The following is a 19966-nucleotide window of genomic DNA, read 5'->3' on the forward strand; positions in this document are numbered from 1 at the left end:
GACATTGACACCACAAGTAAAACAGCCAGGGTTTATATTTCATTGCTGGGTAATGATTTCAAAAAAGATTCATCTTTTGAAAAGAGCTTCACTATTAAAGCAAGTGGTGCCATTGACAATCGCACGGTAACACTTAAACTGAAGACTTCAAAAGAGGGAAGACCATTTGATGGCTTCGGTGGCAATTTCAGGTTGCAGAACCCTGAAGCCGATCCGCAGGTAATAGACTATTGTTTGCAAAATTTAAGAGTGGCTTGGGGCAGGGCCGAGTTTCCTTGGAGATTTTGGCAGCCGGAAGAAAATGTAGATCCTGTAGCTGCTGCCAAAGATGGAAAGTTGAATCCCCATGTACAGGAATCGATGGAGATGGCTGCCAGGCTGGGTAAAATGGGAATTCCGGTAATTCTTTCAGGATGGTTTCCGCCACAATGGGCAGTCGTCGGCAAACTGAACATGCGTCCGCAAAACGGCGTTTGGGGTAACCAGTTAGATTCATCCAGGATGAAGGAAATATACAAATCCATCACGGATTATATTTTGTATTTAAAAGATAACTATAACACTAACATTGCCTTATTTTCTTTTAATGAATCTGATTTGGGGATTAATGTAAGAATTACTCCGGCGGAGCATGATGCATTAATTAAGGGATTGGGTGCTTATTTTAAATCGCATGGGCTTAGTACTAAAATGTTGCTGGGTGATAATTCGGACGCGACAACGTATCAATTTATTGAACCCGCTTTGAACGATCCCGATGCCAAACCTTTCATAGGAGCTATATCCTTTCATTCATGGCGCGGATGCGATAACGAAACATTAAAAAAATGGAAAGGAGCCTCTGATGAATTAAAGGTGCCGCTCATTGTTGGCGAAGGAAGTATTGATGCTGCTGCATGGAACTATCCTGCAATTTTCCAGGAACAGATTTATATTATGCAGGAAATTGATTTGTACATAAGGTTGCTTGCCGTTTGCCAGCCTTTAACCATTTTGCAATGGCAATTCACTTCTGATTATTCTCCATTAGCAGGTGGTGGAATATTTGGTGATAACGGTCCGCTCAGACCAACTCAACGGTTTTGGAATTTCAAACAATTAGCGTCTATGCCTAAGGGTTTGTTTGCGATGCCCATTACTTGCGATAGGTCGAACATAACAGTTGCAGCAACTGGTGATAATAAGAAAAAAGCATACGCCATACATATAGTTAATAACGGTGCTTCCAGAAATGCTGTTCTCACGGGCCTTCCCGCATCAGTAAAAAGTTTGGATAATTATACGACAGATAAAAAAGATTCGGATAAAAAAGGAGTCCTATTAAAAGTTGTGAACGGTACAGTGAGTTTTCATTTGAATGCTGAAAGTTTTATGACTTTGATATCGGAATGAAAAATAGGGAGATTAAAAAACGCTATTTAGCTATTCATTACTCTTTATCTTAAACACCCGAAATAAATATACAAATCCCGGTATAATTACTATTAGTCCAACTATCAGCGCAATCAGCAGTTGATATAAAGTTGCATAAGGCGCCTGCGTATTAAAAAACGTAAGTGAGTTGCCATTGTTCAATTTTATTAAAACCGGAAACTGGATATAAAACCAACCAATCAACACCAGTGTTACCTGCAGGCTCACACCTATTCGTAGATAGACGGTTTTGTTTTTTTCTTTATTCAAAAAATGCCAGATAACAGGGCAAAGTATGGTTGCTGCTACGAGCGTTACAATGCTTGTTACAGAATTAGAAAACTGCTTCAACAAATTATGGCCTGAAACGGATGCTGTTATAAAAACTAATAGACCGGTAAGCATCGTGCCAATCATAAAGCGTTTTGACAAGCGTACATACATCTTCCTTTCCCTTTCAATCTTCGTTTCGCCTACCAAAAAAATAGCAGAAATATATGCAAAGAGCGAAGCGGCAAATATACCCATCGAAATGCAAAAGACATTTAGCCAGGGAGCCATAAATACTTCATAAAAACTTCGCGAAGTATCGAAAGTTATTCTGCCCAGCATCATGGCACCTAAAATTATTCCCAGGAAAATGGGGGTAACGAAACTGGATACCCGAAAAAGTATGGTATAATATTTATGCGATTTATCGAGCACCACATCATAGTGCCTGAATGTAAAGGCAGTGCCCCGGCTGATGATTCCAAGCAATACAATCATCAAAGGAATATGCAGTACTGTTGATAAGGAAGAGTACACTGTTGGAAAGGCTGTGAACAATATTACCACCGCCAGTATCAGCCATACATGGTTAGCTTCCCACACAGGTGCTATCGCCTTTGAAATAGTTACTTCTTCTCTCCTGCCGGCAAGGCTTTCTATAATGCCTGCGCCAAAATCGGCACCACCCAGTAAAGTGTACAGGAGAAAAGCTGTTGCTAATATGATGATGATGATACTAAGCATTTATGTTTCATTAGCGGTTCGGTAGTATTGCGAGATGTATTTGATCTGTCGCTTCATAAGCCATATAATTATTAATGACAGCAAAATATATACAAGCGTAATTACATAGAAAGAATAATGCAATCCCGGCATGGGCGATACGGCATCTCTTGTTCGCATAATTCCATAAATGATCCAGGGCTGCCTTCCTGTTTCGGTTACGGTCCAGCCAGCCTCCACGGCAAGAAAGCCTAACGGTGTCGTACACGCAATTAATATCAGCCACCATTTTTTAATAAATACGTTTCGCCATCGAATGCTAAATATCAAATACAATACGGAAACAAAAGCAAGAAAAAATCCTGATGCCACCATCACCTGGAAGGCAATATGGGTAATGGGTACCGGTGGCCAATCTTCCTTTGCAAATTTGTCAAGGCCTGTCACTTCCGCGTTCACATCTCCTTTAGCGAGATAACTTAATCCCCCGGGAATGCCAATAGCATAATTTACCTTTTCTTCCTTGTCATTGGGTATACCGCCTATTAAGAGTTCGGCGGGTTTACTTGTTTTATACAAACCTTCCAGCGCAGCCAGTTTTTCGGGTTGACGTTTAGCCACATCCTTCGCTGAAAAATCACCACTGAACGGCTGTAATACGGCCGCAACTGAACCAAAGATCAAGGCTGTTTTTACGGCTTGCGAATGAAAAGCATTGGCGCCTTTTCTTATAATCAAATAAGCATGAACGCCTGCAACGGCAAATGATGTTGCAATAAATGCTGCCAGGGTCATATGGATAGATTGTTCCAGCCACGCTGCGTTAAACATGGCTTTTACGGGATCAATATTAATGGCCTGGCCATTTACCCAATCAAAGCCGGAAGGGCTGTTCATCCAGGAATTTGCCGAAACCACGAAAATTCCCGAGATGACTCCTGATATACTAACAATAACTCCGGATGCCCAATGAATCCATTTATTTAATTTGTTCCACCCGTACAGAAATATACCTAACGCTATCGCCTCCACGAAGAACGCAGTTCCTTCCCACGAGAAAGGCATCCCAATAATTGCGCCGGCATGTTTCATAAAAGTAGGCCACAATAAACCGAGTTCAAATGAGAGTACTGTACCCGATACAGCGCCTACGGCAAAAAAAATGGCGACTCCTTTTGACCAGGCTTTTGTAATATCCAAAAAAACTTCTTTGCCGGTACGAAGCCAGCGCCATTCGCTGAATGCCATGAGAACAGGCATCGTCATCCCGATGCAGGCGAATATGATGTGGAAACCCAGCGAAAAAGCCATTTGTGTTCTTGCTGCTAAGAGATCATTCATTTGTTAAGTCTGTAATTCGATTGAAATAATATTTGCCGGCTCATTATTTAATGCAAAGAAACGGCGTAACAGTTGCATAACAATAGAGTTTGTTGCTGGTAAGAATTTGAAGAAAATTAGCGCAGCATGTTACACGAGCTGTTGCAAATTGTGAATGTTGCCACGACGCAGGCCCGTATAAGTGATACCTTGATTAATGCTAAATTGCATTTATTTAAAAAAAGATTTATGCGTGAAATTTCAGATTTTTTCAGCAAACTTTTCAGTGCCGATAATTTTCCGGCACGCTGGCATTGCGGAAGATGGACATCTTTTCATGGCTGGCTTTATATCATCTCAAGTGTGTTGATAGCCCTGGCTTATTTTTCCATTCCGTTGATACTTTACTATGTTATTAAAAAATCGAAAAATAAACTGCCCTTTCTAAGAATTTTCTGGTTGTTTCTTCTTTTTATTTTGGCTTGCGGGTTTACACACGTGTTTGATGCTGTTATGTTTTGGTACCCGGTTTATCGCGTTTCTGCCGTGGTTTTATTTATTACCGCCGTGGTATCATGGATGGCTGTGGTAGGATTATACAAAGTGATTCCCAAAGCGCTGGCGCTGAAGTCTCCACTTATGTTGGAGCAGATTATTCGGGAACGTACCGAACAGCTGGAACTAACCAATCAAAACCTGCATAGAACCAATTTGGAATTGGAAGAATCGCGTCTCGCAACCGAAAAATTAATGCGACAAAAAGATGAATTTTTAAATATAGCAAGCCATGAATTAAAAACACCGGTTACCTCTTTAAAGGCGTACACGCAGATATTGTCGATGAACGGACATGAAATGGGTGATGAGAGAAAAAGTATGTATGCTAAGATGGACGGGCAGATTGATAAGCTTACTGTATTAATAAATGATTTACTTGACACCACAAAACTCGACCAGGGAATATTGGTTTATAATAAAGAGAAAATGAGTTTAACTAACACACTCGCCGAAGTGGCGGAAGAAATGCAACGTACTACGCCGACACATAATATAATTCTTGCGGAAAATAACCCGGCCAATATTTGGGGTGACAAAGAAAGAATTACACAGGCAATCAGCAATTTTCTTACTAACGCGGTAAAATATTCTCCTCGCAATAAACAGATTATTGTAAGACTTGAAGTAAAAAACGATCTGGCCATTTGTTCTGTTCAAGACTTTGGAATCGGCATACCAAAAGGCCAGCAGGATAAAATATTCCAAAAATTTTACAGGGTTACGGGAGAGAGCTCACACACGTATCCCGGGATGGGCCTGGGTCTTTACATTGTAAAAGATATTATTAGCAGGCACGATGGTAAAATTTGGTTTGAGAGTGAAGAAGGCAAAGGAACCACGTTTTATTTTGGTGTTCCGATTGCGGAATAGATACCGGTTAGAGCGTAGAGATTAAGTCATTTCAAATCAAATAATTTCTCTGCATCGAGCCAGTTATTCAAACGCTCGTATTTGGTATCATTAGCATTATGCGCCGCTGTAAACATTATGGCTCTTCCATTAAATACCGATAAGTTGAAGTCGTGATCGTCAATTAAAATATCACCTTTTAAAACACTTTTGTCGCCGCAAAATATTCTTTGCTTCCAGTGAATGAATGGGAAATGTTTATCGAGCCATTGGTACTTGTAAGGTAAAGAATGTGGAAATTCCATGGCTGCCGATGCGATATAAACTTCAAACCTGTTATTGAGCTCTTCTATTATTTCCCTGCTGTTCTTAATTACAGGGAGGTCCCTAAAAAATTCTTTCTGATGCGGATAACCTTTTACGATTTTCCTGTGTTCTTCGGGAACCACAAGGTGCAGCTTTGTTCCTTTAAGGTCCTCTTTAGTATAGTGTACGCCAAAATCCCGTTCATACCATTCATTGAAGCGCTCTTCGGCGTCTGCAATTACATCGTCCATATCAATAAGTATTCTCATAGATTTTTTATTTGCATGAATGGTAAAAATAAAAATCGGTTTGATCGCAAATTAAGTATGCTGATTTTATATTGGAATTTTTCGATAGAAGAGCAAACATCACAAAGTGATGGCTTCACGCTTTAATGGCTTTTTAGTAGCAACATCAATAATTATTCTTTCGTAAAAAACTAATAACGGCTGAGGAAAATTCGTTGGTGGCCGATGCATGGTTATGATCGCCCGGAGCAGTTGCCACCGTGCTGTTAGGTAAAAGCTTTGCCAACTCGTGAGAAGAACCGTTGTCAGCATCTTCGCTTCCGCTAATAACCAATACCGGCTTTGTTATTTTACCAAGCGCTTCTTTACTTGTTGATGGTTGCGATCTTTGTAAATAAGCCAACGCAAGCTGATCTAATTTTTGTTGCTGTACGTAATCAATCAAACCTTTTAATTCCGGAACAGAATCGCCTCTTAAAGCATGATAAAACATAATTCTTCTTGGCCATTCAGGATTGGTGAAATCAATGCCCATGCCACCCAATACGGCATTCTTTACTCTTTTATCAAGAACTAATAACCTTGCTGTGATAATTGAACCTCTCGAATAGCCGACCACGCTATATTGTTTTATTTTGAGTAAATTCATCAGCAGCATAATATCCTTTGATTCCGCGTCATTGTCATAAGCTGTTGAATCATGGGGCTTGCCCGATTTTCCGTTACCACGCATATCTAAAACAATTACCTTGTAGCCATTATTGAGCAAATCGTTATACAACGCGGCATGCTTCCAGGAATTACTGTTAACGATAAAACCATGAACCAGCAAAACCGGCTTGCCCTCGCCACGCACTTCGTAATAAATTTTAGTGCCATCGAAGGAAGAAAAATAATTGGAATCAATGGGAAACTTTAAAGACAGCGAATCGGTTTGGGCTTTTGAATTACTCGTTATAAAAAAGCAAACAATTACAAATAGAAATCTCATTAATTATAATTTGCATGAAGTTATCTATTTTACAATCAAATAATTTCAAACACTTTACCACTTTTCGCGAATTAGTTAGTAATTTATAGACGCCATAACACCCGGGAATATGCAAAAGGAATTAACTGAATATGAAAATAATCTAAAGCAGAATGGAGAAAAAATAATTATTGATCTGGACAATTGCGAAATAAAAGAAAATAATTACTATGAAGATATTGCCAGCAAGATATTGTTGCCGGCGAGGACTGACGATTACCGGGATCAATACATTGTTCAATCTGTAATCATTTACAACTATAAGAAAAATGGCACTTCAGAAAAATTTGTGAGCCAGACTTTTGCGGTTGATGCTATAACACTCGAGAGCCATATTCTAAATAATGAAATCATTCTTTATGTTGATGCGCTTGATCGGGGCAAATATTTTTTTGATTTCAATCCAAATCAATAAACTCACAGATATTAAATGAAAGAGGTGCTGGTTGTTTATTTTATTTTGATGACAACCTTATGTTATAGTCAAAATACCGCATCGGGAAAAAATACAATGACTGCGGATTCATTTTTAATTCTGATGGACAAGAAAAACGGCGACTTTATTAATAAACCATTTCCTCATTTTTCGGCTTACTCAAATAATAAAGGATGTTCAAACAGTACCTTAAATGGAAAGGTGGTTTTTATAAATTTTTGGTTTGCAGCTTGCCCGCCTTGCATAGCGGAAATGGATGAATTGAATAAATTATATAATAAGTACCGGCAAAATAAAACCTTTGAGTTCGTATCGTTCACCTTTGAGAATCCAAAGAAGATAGCCCTGATAAAAAAGAAATTTAATATCGGTTATCCCATCTATTCACTAACGCGGGATGAATGTTATAGACTGAATAATAATAATGGTTTTCCGACGAGTATCATTTTAGATGCCGGCGGAATAGTACGATATATTCATCCCGGTGACCAGCTCGATAAAAAGGAAATAAAAAAATACTTTAATTCGACGGTGTATCCATTAATTACAAAAGAATTACATCATTAGCATGCCGACTACTTATGTGCCGTTTCAAATTGTGTGTATAGATTTTTAAGCTACTGCCTCCCTGTTATACTTACTCCTATATTCAATTGGAGATAGTCCGGTAATTCTTTTAAATATAGTTCTGAATGCTTTGGTATCAGAATAACCAACTTCATACATTACTTCATTCACATTCTTACGTCCTTTTTCTAAATTCTTTTTTGCCGCTTCTATTTTTACACGCTGAATATATTCTGTTACGGTGTTGGCTGTTGCTTTCTTAAACCTTCGTTCCATATTTCTTCTTCCGAGGGCAAACATCGATGCCAACTGGTCAATCGTAATTTTTTCTTCAAAATTATTTTCAATGTATTCCTGCGCCTGTTTTATCGGTTCATCGTCATGTGTTTTTTGCCCCTTAAAAATTATAAACGGCGATTGACTAATGCGATCTATATCGATCATAAACATTTTAGCAATCAGAACGGCTACATCGCGACCGGCATATTTTTCTATAATGTATACCAGTAAATTAGTAAAAGAATAAGCGCCGCCACTGGTATAAATGCCATCTTCTTCAGTCATAATTTTATCGTCAACCAAATTAACCTGCGGAAAAGCATTCCTGAAATCATTAGCCGCTATCCAGTGTGTAGCGCATTGCTTTCCATCTAACAAACCCGTTGCTGCAAGAAAGAAGGAAGCAATGCACAGGCTGGCTACCTCAGCACCTGCTTTATATTGTTTTATAATCCATGGAATAAACGGAGCATTGTTTTGCATCATTATTTTCGGATCGCCGTGAATTGCAGGAATAATTATGAGGTCTGTCTTTTTTACCTCATCAATTAACACGTCTGCGTCAATTTTAAACAGGCCATTACGCTGGCTGGTTTCTTTTGAAATACCCACTAACTGAACTTTAAACAGGGGAGGACGATCCATACCTTTTAATATAGTATTTACATCATTAAATATCTGGTGCGAACCCTCGATATTAACAACGCTGGTATGCCCCTTTAGTACGAGGATTGAAACGTGTTTCATAATTTGTTTAATTTTTTAGAGCATTTTTAATGCCATAAAGTTAGAAAATGTTCTTGTCGTAATCAACCCTTTACATTGGCGCATTTGCACCCGCATTTTCCTGCATGATGATTGTAGGTTTGTATTGAAATTAAATAAATCAAAATGGAAAAATATGATCTTCCACATGATATAACAGTTTTTGGGCGGCAGGTAAAAACATTTCCATCAGGCATTGGAGAAGCTTTTGATGAACTAATAAAAATGACGGGTGACCGCGCAGGCGAACGTTCTTATTATGGTATAAGTGAATTTAAAGGTGGTAAAATGGTCTATTATGCAGTAGCCGAAGAGAAGGTTGACGGCGAAGCTGAGCAATATAATTATGAAAAATTAAAAATTCAGCGCGGGGAATATTTAACGAGTACTGTTATTGACTGGCAAAAGAAAACTGATTGCATTAAGGATGTATTCTACGAAATAATACAGGATCCGCGGGTGAATAAAACGAAACCAGCTATTGAATGGTATAAAAATGACAACGAAATGATGTGCCTGGTTAAAATGAAAGATTAAAAAATGAATGATAATTTTTAAAGCTAATAAATAGAAAAACATGTTGACAAACTCGAAGGCATTTAGCGGATTTTCTGTTGATGATCTGCAAAAGGCAAAAAAATTTTATGGCGACGTCCTGGGTTTGGAAGTCACCGATAACCCAATGGGATTGCTCGACCTGTACACAGAAGGCAATAACAAAATTCTAATTTATCCGAAACCCAATCATGAGCCGGCGACATTTACAATCTTAAATTTTCCGGTTGATAATATTGATAAGGCTGTTGATGAACTCACAGCGAAAGGGATAGTATTTGAACAGTACAAAGAATTAGGGACCGACGCCAGGGGAATCAGCAGAAATCAACATGGCCCCAAGGTTGCCTGGTTTAAAGATCCGGCGGGAAATATCTTATCTGTAATAGAAGGATAACTTAATTAAAATATAATTATGACAACCGACACAGTAAATACAAAAGAGCTTTTCACCTCTTTGGATGCAACCTGGGAGGAAATGCTAAGTCTAATTTCTTCAACTAACGGACCTGAGATAAACGCAATTCCTTTTGAAGGTAGCTGGACAGCGGCACAACTGGCAACGCATGTTACCAAATCAAACAAAGCAATTGCCCAGGGATTGCAGATGGAAGGAAAAGCTGCCGGGAGAAATCCGGAGGAAGGGGCTCCCCATTTAAAGAAAATGTTTTTAAATTTTGAGACTAAATTTCAATCGCCGGAATTTATTGTTCCTGAAAATAAACCTTACAACAAAGAATTGGTTGTAGATGCGTTTAAAAAATCTATTGCACAATTAAAGGATGCAAGGATTAAAGTAAATCTTGGTGAAATCATAAACCTGCCTGTATTTGGCGAAATAACAAAATTGGAGTTAATGCATTTTGTTTTATATCATACGCAAAGGCATATTCACCAACTGGAAAGGATTCTTCGGGTTTTACGGGAAAAAAATAATGGATATAAAAACTGAAGAAGTTTAAAACATAATTGCAACACAATCGTCTTCCTGAATGTTGGGTGGCAATTTATACCCAACCGCTAGATTTGAAAATGGCTCAAGACGGGAAAGCAGTTTTCAATATCTGGTTCAGAAATTCATTCATAATTAACTAACGATATTATGGTAGAAGTCTTTAAAACAAATGTGGAAGATTCTTCTCATGCTAATGTATTGGTTGACCAGATTCATAAAACATATACTCATTACAGGGCTAATTTTGACCTGGAAGATTGCGATAAAATTCTCCGGATAGAATGTGAAATTTCGGAGATTGAGCCTTCTCCACTTATCAATCTGCTGAATGAATTTGGATATGATGCAGAAATTTTGCCTGATGAAATCGTGCCCGTCAGTCGCCTGGAATATTTATAAACGAAGACATTACCCCGGATTTTTAAAATCAGGATTATTATACATTGACTTATTGAACAGGTAATACTTGCCATCTTTATAATTGCGCCAATACCGGTGGCCCATTATATCGTAGTAGAGCCTTCCGTCAACACTTTTTTGAGCAGCGTTGTCATTCACAATGATTACTTTGGGAATAACGGGTCTGGCCTTTTTTCTCATCGCCGTTTTTGTTGTTGAAGAGGTATCAGTTTTGGCAGTGGCTTTTTCTGATGATGTTTTTGCGGGATGCGTCTTCCGGCCGCAACTAAATATCAGTATTGACATTATAAAAGCAACGATAAAAATAATTCTCTTCATCACAGGTAAAATTTTGACAACCTCATTTCAATAACTTTACCAAAAATTGTTAAAAGAGTTTTTTGGTCGTTTTGGGGGGAGTTATATGGTTCATCAACCTGCACTATCTGGCGTTATGCCAACCTATTAATAATCGATCTTCCAGCCAAGTCAAAATGTGCACCAAAAAATTGGCTTTGCGAAAGCATGTCCCGATTAGGAATGAGGGAGAATATTTCTTTGTGTTCTTTGTGGACCCGTGGAATAATTTTTTTAAGCTGATAAAATACTAAGTCCAGGCTTTATCTCCCTTTGTGTATGGAACGCATCCCTCAAATTTCCCCGGAGTTTCAACGTAACGCCGTGCTTGTTTACACCCGATTTCGGAAGTAAAATAGCCCAATAGTGTGAGCTGTTTCATTAGTATAAAGTAATAATTTGGATTCTCACGCAACTTCGCTGCCCGCGGATCGGTTCCTTCTTTGTCTTTTTGCATTGCCATTTCATGCTTCTGTTCATCGGTCATGGCGTTGAAATAATCATCTGTCTTTTTCTGGAATTCTCTCGCATCCTTATCAAGTTCAACCAATAAATCGTGGCGTTGCTGGGGAGTGCTATCCATAAAAGATTTTCCATTTTTTTTGTTTGATGCCTCATCAAGTTTGGATATACCTTCATGGAAAATTGTCTGATCAGGCGCTTCATAACAATCATTTACCATCACGGTCATAAACTGTCCCACCTTGGCCGCCTTAGCGCCCGGTGTTTTTGTTGCAGGTAAGATCGTGTCAGCTACTTCATCGAGGAAAGAGACGTCCCCAGGCGTAAAGGTCATAGAAACACCTGTCTTACTTTTGCAGCCTTCTAAAAAATAGTGACTTCCTACAATAGTACCTCCTACCAGGAGCGAAATATATTGTACTGCTTCTCTTCTATTCATAGTTGTATTTTTAAAAAATTATTTACATGGTAACACCGAAACCTTCGCGGTAGTTACGTTTTATAAATTCGTTTACGTCATCAACGTTAGTAACTTTCATAGCATCATTATCCCACAAAAGCTCTACATAACGGGCGGGATAGTCGAAGTCTTTGCTGTTGGGCTTTGGCTTCCTGATATCAAATCCTCTTATGGCCAGGTTCGACATTAGCAACGCTTCGGTGAGCGGTCCTGCAACTTCAAAGTCTGAATCCATTTTTGCATTACCATATCCTGCGATGCATCCCTCAACCCATTGCTCGTAGTGGCCTTCGGCGCTACCTGGTATACGCGGATATTTTACCGGAACCTTCACTTCATTTGTTCTGGACGTGGGTAGCAATTGCGGATTGGCGCCATAAGTGCCGCACATCATACTACCTTTTGTGCCGATAAAATAAGTGCCATTGCCACCATCACCAAAAGTTTCATTAGGGCCTAACTCTGCTGGTCTTTCAGGTTGAATGCCACCATCCATCCAATGAACTTCAACTGGCCCCAGTGTTTTATCCGTCTTTGGAAATTTCATAATTACATGACTTGACGGCGGGCAGCTTTCAGGGAAATATCCTCGTTGAAATTCACCAACATAAACACTGCCAACACTTGCCTGAACTGAATTTATATATTGAAGGTTAAGCACTCCGAAAGCAGGTTGTACAATATGGCATCCCATGTCGCCTAATGCGCCGGTACCATAATCCCACCAACCCCGCCAGTTAAAGGGGACCAGGTTGTCAAAATAATTTTTTTCAGGGGCGGTTCCTAGCCATAAGTTCCAATCCAATTCTTTAGGTATGGGAGTCGCAATGGAAGGCCTGGGAATTCCCTGCGGCCAAACAGGCCTGTTCGTCCAACAATAAACGGTGTGCACATCGCCAATAACGCCCGCATCGTACCACTCCATCAATTGCCGTATACCGTCTCCGGAAGCGCCCTGGTTGCCCATTTGCGTTACCACTTTAAAGCGTTTAGCCGCCTTCGTTAGTGCTCTTGCCTCGTATACGTCGTGGGTGAGTGGTTTTTGAACATATACATGTTTGCCAAGTTGCATAGCAGAATAAGCAGCTACGGCATGGGTGTGATCGGGAGTAGAGACTGAAACTGCATCAAAACTTTTATGTTCCTTGTCAAACATTTCCCTGTAGTCTTTGTAATATTTTGCCTTGGGAAATTTTTTCACAGAGTTGGCAGCCTGCCTGTCATCTACGTCGCAGAGAAAAGCAATGTCGGCCTTACCGCCTGCGTAGAAGTGATTGATATCGTCTTCGCCTTTTCCGCCAACCCCTACGCTCGCAATAGTCAAACGATCACTGGGAGCGATAAATCCTTTGCCACCTAAAACATGCCGTGGAACTATCATAAATCCGGTGGCTACGAATCCGGCATCTTTCAAAAATCTTCTTCTTGGATAACCTGGTTTTGAAATTTCCTTTTCTTTACTCATTATATCTTTTTTTAGAGGTAATAATCAGAGGCGTAACAGAATAATATTAAATATTACGTTTTTTTAATTCGCTTACGGCATGGTCGGCGGCTCTTGCCGTCATAGCCATGTAGGTTAATGATGGATTTACACAATTGGCAGAAACCATAAAAGAACCGTCTGTTACAAAAACATTAGGAGCATCCCATACCTGGTTCCATTTATTTAGCACAGATGTTTTAGGATCATTCCCCATGCGGGCGGTTCCCATTTCGTGTATGCCTCTGCCGATAGTTCCGTCACCATCGTGTCCATTTACATCTTTAACCCCGGCTGCTTCGAGCATTTCAATGGCATCATTCTTCATATCAATGCGCATCTTCCTTTCATTTTCTTTCCATTCTGCATCAAAGGAAATTACATTAAGGCCCCACGCATCTTTTTTGTTTTTGTCTATCGTCATTTTATTTTCATGATAGGGAAGTATTTCTCCGAAGCCTCCAATGCCCATTGACCATTCTCCCGGTTCTGCCAACGCGTCCTTGAAATCTCCGCCGATGCTTATTTCAGCAACGCTACGACTCCATCCGTCCCTACTGGCTCCGCCCTGGTATCCGAAGCCTCTTAAATAATCTCTTTTGTCACCTAATATATTTCGGTATTGCGGTATGTAAATGCCATTGGCACGTCTTCCATAATAATATTTGTCTTCATAACCGTCAACCCTACCCGAAGCGCCAACACCCAGGTGATGATCCATGATATTGTGTCCCAATTCTCCGCTGCTGCTTCCTAATCCATCGGGCCAAACATCAGTTGCCGAGTTCATAAGAATCCATGCGCTATTAAAAGTAGACGCATTCAGGAAAATAATCTTTGCAAAATATTGATAGGTTTTATTGGTTTCAGCATCCAGCACTTCAACACCTGTTGCTTTTTTAGTGTCCTTATCGTATAAGATTTTTGTAACAATCGACCACGGGCGTACGGTTAAGTTGCCCGTTGCCATTGCGGCTGGTAAAGTAGAAGACTGCGTGCTGAAATATCCCCCAAACGGGCATCCGAGCCAACATTTGTTCCTATATTGACAATTGGTTCTTCCCGGTAATGGCTCTGTTATATTGGCCGTACGCCCCATAATCATTCTCTTGGTCTTGTAGTGCCCGTTAATTCGAGCCTGCACATCTTTCTCTACGCAATTCATTTCCATGGCGGGTAAAAAATGACCATCGGGCAGTTGTGGTAAACCTTCTTTTCCACCACTGATGCCGGCAAACTTCTCAACATAAGTGTACCAGGGTTCAATGTCTTTATAGCGGATAGGCCAGTCGATGGCTACACCATCTCTTAGATTGGCTTCAAAACTCAAATCGCTCCAGCGATAGCTTTGGCGCCCCCATAAAAGAGAGCGGCCACCCACATGATAACCCCTGAACCAATCCATGCGTTTAACCTCAGTGTAAGGAGATTTTTGATCATCGGCCCACCAGTCGAGATTCATTTCATTTAGCGGATAATCCCTTCTTAATGCAGGATAATCCTTAATCATTTCCTGTGTGCGTCCGCCGCGGTGTGGAAATTCCCAGGGACCTTTGGTTGCATTTACATAATCCTTTACATGCTCAATGTTTTTACCTCTTTCAAGCATTATTGTTTTCAGGCCCTTTTCGGTGAGTTCCTTTGCGGCCCAGCCTCCCGAAATTCCTGAACCAATAACAATAGCATCGTAAGTGTTGTCTGCCATAGAATATTAATATTATAAATTTAAATTAGGTTGATATTTTAATAAGTCGCTTTTAATAATTTGTCATTAAGTCAATTGTCATTAGTTATTACGTAAGTTTTTTTCGTTGTTAACCTATTGACCATTAACCACTGATCATTGCCCATTGGCTTTTTTGTTTATTATACATCGCAAATCTGTATGGCTTCTCTTAAAGAATCCAATTTATCAGGATAAGTTGGCATGAATTCCTGCGCTACGTAACCTTTATATCCTGTTTCAACAATTGCTTTCATTACAGCGGGGTAATGCAATTCCTGTGAATCGTTTATTTCATGCCTGCCGGGAATGCCTCCCGTATGATAATGTGCAATATATTGATGATAATCGCGGATATTTCTAATGATATCGCCTTCCTGTATTTGCATATGATAGATATCAAATAATAATTTGAAATTATCCGAGCCAACACGCTTGCATAGCTCCGCTCCCCATTCCACGTGGTTGCACATATAATCTTTGTGATCAATTTTGCTATTAAGCAATTCCATTACCATCGTAACACCGTTCTTTTCAGCTGTGGGTAAAATCTTTTCCAACGCAACCTGGCAGTTTTTCCATCCCATTTCATCGTCCATTCCCTCACGCTTGCCGCTAAAGCAGATCAGGTTTTTATAACCCGCTTTAGCCATTATTGGAATCGTTTCGAGATATTCTTTAATCAATAACTCATGGTTTGCAATATTATCCAAACCATTGTATAGATCGTTTTTGCCCGCAGTGTAACACATGGAACTGTAAATGCCGTGTTTTTGTAACGTAGGCCAGTCTTTCGGGCCAACAAGGTCAATTGCGCCGAAACCGATTTCCTTTACCGCTTCACACAAATCATCTAATGAAAGATAACCAAATGTCCACCTGGAAACTGAATGATTAATATTTCCTTTCAACTTGTATGGCTTTTTATCTTCAAAATTTTTTGCAAAAGAGATAGCCGGAGCAGCTATTACTGCGGAGGTGCCAAGGGCAATATTTCTTAGAACGGTTCTCCTGTTTTGTTTTGAACTCATTATTTATATTTTCATGTTTTGATCGTTAATAGCGTTTTCTTTTTTTTCATTGAATGAAACCGCGAACAAAAGAAAAACAACCATTGCAATACCGGAAGGAATAAGCCAGATCATCTTCCAGTTAAATAGGGAAGCTGAACTTGTATACATATCTGTTACGAGCCCGGCAATTTTAAATCCTATCAGCATTCCGATACCATACGTTGCCAGGGTTATCAATCCCTGTGCTGCACTCTTGTATTTTTCGCCCGCCTTACTATTGGTATAAATTTGTCCTGTAACAAAAAAGAAATCGTAACAAACTCCATGCAATGCAATTCCGACAATAAGCATAAAGCTCAGGTCGCCGGCATTGCCATAGGCAAACAATGCATATCGCAATGCCCAGGCAAACATACCCACAAGAATTGTTTTTTTAATGCCATATTTTTTAAAAAAGACGGGCAGCAATAAAAGAAATATCACTTCGGAAGCCTGCCCTATAGCCATTTTGCCGGTAGGTTTCGTAACGCCAATATTAGATAAAAACTGGTTCGCGTCCTGGTAGTAAAATGACAAAGGAATGCAGATGAGAATGGACGCAATGAAAAATATTAAAAAGTTCTTGTTTTTTAAAAGTCTTAAAGCATCCAATCCCAAAATATCTGATAAAGTAACTTTCGTTCCTGGTGCAATCTTCGGCGGAGTTTTGGGTAAAGTAAAACTGAATAACCCCAGGATCAGGGAGGCGATAGACGCTAATAAAAATGTGTTTCTCATTAAGCCAGCTTTTACGTTTGCCTCTTCATCCCAAAGAAAAACAATACTTATCATTAGCCCTGCTACGATCCAGCCAATGGTACCCCAGACTCTTATGCTTGAAAATTCTTTTTCGGGATCTTTCATTTGGTTAAACGAAATTGAATTGACCAATGCAAGAGTAGGCATGTATAAAATCATGTACACTAGTAAGTAGTAAAAAAATATTTCGGGATACACAGAGGTTACTCCGCCGGCTCTATACATCTGGAACATTAACGCAGCTCCAACGAGATGCAAAACACCAAGTATTTTTTCTGCGTTAAAATACCTGTCGGCAATTAAACCGATAATAAATGGAGCGATAATAGCTCCCCACGATTGTGTTGAAAATACTGACCCTGTTTGAGCCCCGTTAGCATGTAGATTATTTACAAGAAAAGTTCCCAGCGTTACGAACCATGCACCCCATATAAAGAATTCCACAAACATCATGAAAGAAAGCTGCAATCGTGTGGTTAATTTCATTAACTATTATTAAGTGGCCAGGAATGGAAAGTTTAAATGTACTATATTTAAAACAAGAAAACTTTTTAGCTAAATTTTTTTTTCATTTTTTTTTATTTTTTGCATCCCTTTATATTTACAAAAAATTGACACATTAAAATTGTTTGATATGAGAAAACTAAGAATGGGAATGGTAGGTGGTGGTAAAGATGCGTTCATCGGTGCCATTCATCGCATTGCTGCCAACATGGATGGACTAATTGAATTATGTTGCGGAGCATTAAGTATCAATCCTGATATTGCAAAGGCATCGGGATTAGAATTATTTCTTCCTGCAGACAGAACATACCTTACCTATGAAGAAATGATTGCCAATGAAAGCAAAATGCCGGCTGATAAGCGGATAGATTTTATAACGATCGTTACTCCCAACTTTGCCCACTTTGGCCCGGCAATGATGGCGCTTGAAAATGGCTTCAACGTTGTTGTTGAAAAACCAATGACATTTACTATAGATGAAGCGAAGCAACTACAAAAGAAGGTTAATGAAACGGGGTTAGTATTATGCCTTACTCATACTTACTCGGGATACCCGATGGTGAAGCAGGCAAAAGCAATGATGAAGGATGGCGTTTTTGGAAAGATCAGGAAAATATATGTTGAATATTCGCAAGGGTGGTTAAGCAAATTATCGGAGCGTGAAGGAAATGCACAGGCAGCCTGGCGCACCGATCCAAAGAAATCAGGAAAAGCAGGTGCGATGGGAGATATAGGAACACATGCGGCGCATCTTGCGGAATATATTTCAGGATTAAAGATTACGAAGCTTTGTGCCGATTTAAATGTAATGGTTGAAGGCCGCCATCTCGATGATGACGGAAGCGTTTTACTAAAATTTGACAATGGTGCAGCAGGTGTATTAAGCGCAACTCAAATTGCTGCAGGTGAAGAAAATAATTTGAAGATCAGGATATATGGAGAGAAGGGTGGTATAGAATGGATACAACAGGAACCCAATACTTTGTTGGTTAAATGGCTCGACAAACCCACTGAAATTTTACGGGCTGGTGCTAACTACACAAATGTGTTAAGCAGCTTTGCAACAAAAAATTGCAGAACGCCCGGTGGCCATCCGGAAGGTTATCTGGAAGCGTTTGGAAATATTTATCACAATTTTGCCCAAACATTAATGGCAAAAATGGAGGGCAAAGAACCTACAAAAGAGATGCTCGATTTTCCCGGCGCCGATGATGGCGTTCGCGGTATGGCATTTATAGAAAATGTTGTGGCATCTGGTCAGTCAACCGAAAAGTGGACCGATTTTAAAATATAATTTATTAATAATCCTTTTCTTCTCCCGGGTTTTCGAAGTCGATATTGAGCTTGTTGAAGGAGAGGAGAGGCTAAATAAGCATCATGAAAACAATTAAAGGTCCCGGAATTTTTTTGGCACAGTTTCTTGGCGATAAACCACCATTTAACGATATGAAATCTATTTGCCTTTGGGCAAGAGATCTTGGTTTTACAGGTGTTCAGATACCAACCTGGGATGCTCGCTGTATTGATTTGAAAAAGGCTGCCGAAAGTAAAACCTATGCCGATGAATTAAGAGGATTGGTAAATGATTGCGGCTTACAGATTACAGAACTGTCAACACATTTACAGGGCCAGTTGGTAGCAGTAAATCCTGTTTATGATAAAGTATTTGATGGCTTTGCACCGAAAGAAGTTCATGGCGATTCCAAAGCCAGAACCGATTGGGCAATTGAACAATTAACTTTTGCAGCGAAGGCTTCTAAAAATCTTGGTTTGAGTGCTCATGCAACCTTCAGCGGAGCTTTGCTTTGGCCCATGGTTTATCCCTGGCCACAACGTCCGGCGGGTTTGGTTGATACCGGGTTTAAAGAATTGGCTGCCCGTTGGTTGCCGATATTAAATGTGTTTGATGAAAACGGCGTTGATGTATGTTACGAAATTCATCCCGGCGAAGATTTGCATGATGGAATTACTTATGAAATGTTTTTAGAAGAAGTCAATTTTCATTCAAGGGCATGTCTGTTATACGATCCTTCACATTTTGTTTTGCAGTGCCTCGACTATCTTGCGTATATAGATAACTATCACTCACGCATACGTGCTTTTCATGTGAAAGATGCGGAATTTAATCCAACTGGTAAACAGGGAGTGTATGGTGGATATCAAAGTTGGATTGACAGGGCAGGCCGATTTCGTTCCCTGGGCGACGGCCAGGTTGACTTTAAAGCGATATTTAGTAAGCTCGCTGCATACGATTATCCCGGTTGGGCCGTAATGGAGTGGGAATGTTGCTTAAAGGATTCTGAAACCGGCGCAAGAGAAGGAGCGGAGTTCATCAAAAAAAATATTATCCCGGTAACGGAAAAAGCATTTGATGATTTTGCAGGAACAGCAAAGGATGAGAAATTGATCAATTCAGTTTTAGGTCTTCACTAGTTTTTATTAAATCATATTTATTAATTAATTACAATTTCTTTTATCCCTTAAAACCCAAAT

General features: G+C 39.7%; 21 protein-coding genes. 10 read left to right on the forward strand and 11 right to left on the reverse strand.

What is annotated here, in order from left to right:
* A partial coding sequence (locus ACO1O5_RS06560) for a glycoside hydrolase family 30 protein (RefSeq protein ID WP_486269038.1) occupies positions 1-1392 on the forward strand: 1392 nt, incomplete at its 5' end.
* A gap of 30 nt (positions 1393-1422) precedes the next feature.
* Here ACO1O5_RS06560 and ACO1O5_RS06565 read toward each other — a convergent pair.
* Positions 1423-2427, reverse strand: a complete 1005-nt coding sequence (locus tag ACO1O5_RS06565; RefSeq protein ID WP_486269039.1) for a cytochrome d ubiquinol oxidase subunit II — start codon at positions 2425-2427, stop codon at positions 1423-1425.
* Positions 2428-3747 (reverse strand): cytochrome ubiquinol oxidase subunit I, encoded by a 1320-nt coding sequence (locus tag ACO1O5_RS06570; protein ID WP_486269040.1) that lies wholly within the window; start codon positions 3745-3747, stop codon positions 2428-2430.
* A gap of 228 nt (positions 3748-3975) precedes the next feature.
* Between ACO1O5_RS06570 and ACO1O5_RS06575 the strand changes: the two genes are divergently transcribed.
* On the forward strand, positions 3976-5154 hold the full coding sequence (locus tag ACO1O5_RS06575) for a sensor histidine kinase (RefSeq protein ID WP_486269041.1): 1179 nt from the start codon (positions 3976-3978) through the stop codon (positions 5152-5154).
* Between the two features lie 26 nt (positions 5155-5180).
* On the opposite strand, the gene ACO1O5_RS06580 is transcribed toward ACO1O5_RS06575, so the two are convergent.
* Positions 5181-5708: a 5' nucleotidase, NT5C type gene (locus ACO1O5_RS06580; RefSeq protein WP_486269042.1), complete on the reverse strand. Its 528-nt coding sequence runs from the start codon at positions 5706-5708 to the stop codon at positions 5181-5183.
* A gap of 145 nt (positions 5709-5853) precedes the next feature.
* Entirely contained in the window at positions 5854-6678 is an 825-nt protein-coding gene (locus ACO1O5_RS06585; protein WP_486269043.1) for an alpha/beta fold hydrolase, read from the reverse strand.
* Positions 6679-6787: 109 nt separating this feature from the next.
* Between ACO1O5_RS06585 and ACO1O5_RS06590 the strand changes: the two genes are divergently transcribed.
* Both ACO1O5_RS06590 and ACO1O5_RS06595 read left to right on the forward strand, forming a co-directional pair.
* Positions 6788-7132, forward strand: a complete 345-nt coding sequence (locus tag ACO1O5_RS06590) for a hypothetical protein (protein ID WP_486269044.1) — start codon at positions 6788-6790, stop codon at positions 7130-7132.
* A 15-nt stretch (positions 7133-7147) separates the two neighbouring features.
* Positions 7148-7720 carry a TlpA family protein disulfide reductase gene (locus ACO1O5_RS06595; RefSeq protein WP_486269045.1) on the forward strand — a complete coding sequence of 191 codons (573 nt, stop codon included), beginning with the start codon at positions 7148-7150 and terminating at the stop codon, positions 7718-7720.
* Between the two features lie 45 nt (positions 7721-7765).
* Here ACO1O5_RS06595 and ACO1O5_RS06600 read toward each other — a convergent pair whose 3' ends face one another.
* Positions 7766-8746 (reverse strand): GlxA family transcriptional regulator, encoded by a 981-nt coding sequence (locus tag ACO1O5_RS06600; RefSeq protein ID WP_486269046.1) that lies wholly within the window; start codon positions 8744-8746, stop codon positions 7766-7768.
* Between the two features lie 144 nt (positions 8747-8890).
* Between ACO1O5_RS06600 and ACO1O5_RS06605 the strand changes: the two genes are divergently transcribed.
* The 4 genes from ACO1O5_RS06605 (at position 8891) to ACO1O5_RS06620 (ending at position 10673) form a co-directional block, all read left to right on the forward strand.
* Positions 8891-9301: a hypothetical protein gene (locus ACO1O5_RS06605; RefSeq protein ID WP_486269047.1), complete on the forward strand. Its 411-nt coding sequence runs from the start codon at positions 8891-8893 to the stop codon at positions 9299-9301.
* A gap of 40 nt (positions 9302-9341) precedes the next feature.
* The gene (locus ACO1O5_RS06610) at positions 9342-9716 is read left to right on the forward strand and encodes a VOC family protein (protein WP_486269048.1); all 375 of its coding nucleotides are present in this window, start codon (positions 9342-9344) and stop codon (positions 9714-9716) included.
* An 18-nt stretch (positions 9717-9734) separates the two neighbouring features.
* Positions 9735-10271, forward strand: coding sequence for a DinB family protein (locus ACO1O5_RS06615; RefSeq protein WP_486269049.1), 537 nt, complete (start codon positions 9735-9737; stop codon positions 10269-10271).
* A 150-nt stretch (positions 10272-10421) separates the two neighbouring features.
* A complete protein-coding gene (locus tag ACO1O5_RS06620) occupies positions 10422-10673 on the forward strand; it encodes a hypothetical protein (protein ID WP_486269050.1) in 252 nt (83 codons plus the stop codon).
* Positions 10674-10682: 9 nt separating this feature from the next.
* Here the strand turns inward: ACO1O5_RS06620 and ACO1O5_RS06625 are convergent, their stop codons facing one another.
* The 6 genes from ACO1O5_RS06625 to ACO1O5_RS06650 form a co-directional block, all read right to left on the reverse strand.
* Positions 10683-11012, reverse strand: coding sequence for a hypothetical protein (locus ACO1O5_RS06625; RefSeq protein WP_486269051.1), 330 nt, complete (start codon positions 11010-11012; stop codon positions 10683-10685).
* A gap of 268 nt (positions 11013-11280) precedes the next feature.
* Positions 11281-11931: a gluconate 2-dehydrogenase subunit 3 family protein gene (locus ACO1O5_RS06630; RefSeq protein ID WP_486269052.1), complete on the reverse strand. Its 651-nt coding sequence runs from the start codon at positions 11929-11931 to the stop codon at positions 11281-11283.
* A gap of 22 nt (positions 11932-11953) precedes the next feature.
* A complete protein-coding gene (locus ACO1O5_RS06635) occupies positions 11954-13417 on the reverse strand; it encodes a Gfo/Idh/MocA family protein (RefSeq protein ID WP_486269053.1) in 1464 nt (487 codons plus the stop codon).
* Positions 13418-13463: 46 nt separating this feature from the next.
* On the reverse strand, positions 13464-15140 hold the full coding sequence (locus ACO1O5_RS06640; RefSeq protein ID WP_486269054.1) for a GMC oxidoreductase: 1677 nt from the start codon (positions 15138-15140) through the stop codon (positions 13464-13466).
* A 161-nt stretch (positions 15141-15301) separates the two neighbouring features.
* Positions 15302-16189, reverse strand: a complete 888-nt coding sequence (locus ACO1O5_RS06645; RefSeq protein ID WP_486269055.1) for a hydroxypyruvate isomerase family protein — start codon at positions 16187-16189, stop codon at positions 15302-15304.
* Between the two features lie 3 nt (positions 16190-16192).
* Positions 16193-17455: a nucleoside permease gene (locus ACO1O5_RS06650; RefSeq protein WP_486269056.1), complete on the reverse strand. Its 1263-nt coding sequence runs from the start codon at positions 17453-17455 to the stop codon at positions 16193-16195.
* Positions 17456-17603: 148 nt separating this feature from the next.
* Here ACO1O5_RS06650 and ACO1O5_RS06655 point away from each other — a divergent pair, with 148 nt between their 5' ends.
* Positions 17604-18767: a Gfo/Idh/MocA family protein gene (locus ACO1O5_RS06655; protein WP_486269057.1), complete on the forward strand. Its 1164-nt coding sequence runs from the start codon at positions 17604-17606 to the stop codon at positions 18765-18767.
* Between the two features lie 83 nt (positions 18768-18850).
* The gene (locus ACO1O5_RS06660) at positions 18851-19906 is read left to right on the forward strand and encodes a sugar phosphate isomerase/epimerase family protein (protein ID WP_486269058.1); all 1056 of its coding nucleotides are present in this window, start codon (positions 18851-18853) and stop codon (positions 19904-19906) included.
* The last annotated feature ends 60 nt before the right edge of the window (positions 19907-19966 follow it).

Source organism: Ginsengibacter sp., from assembly GCF_057362405.1.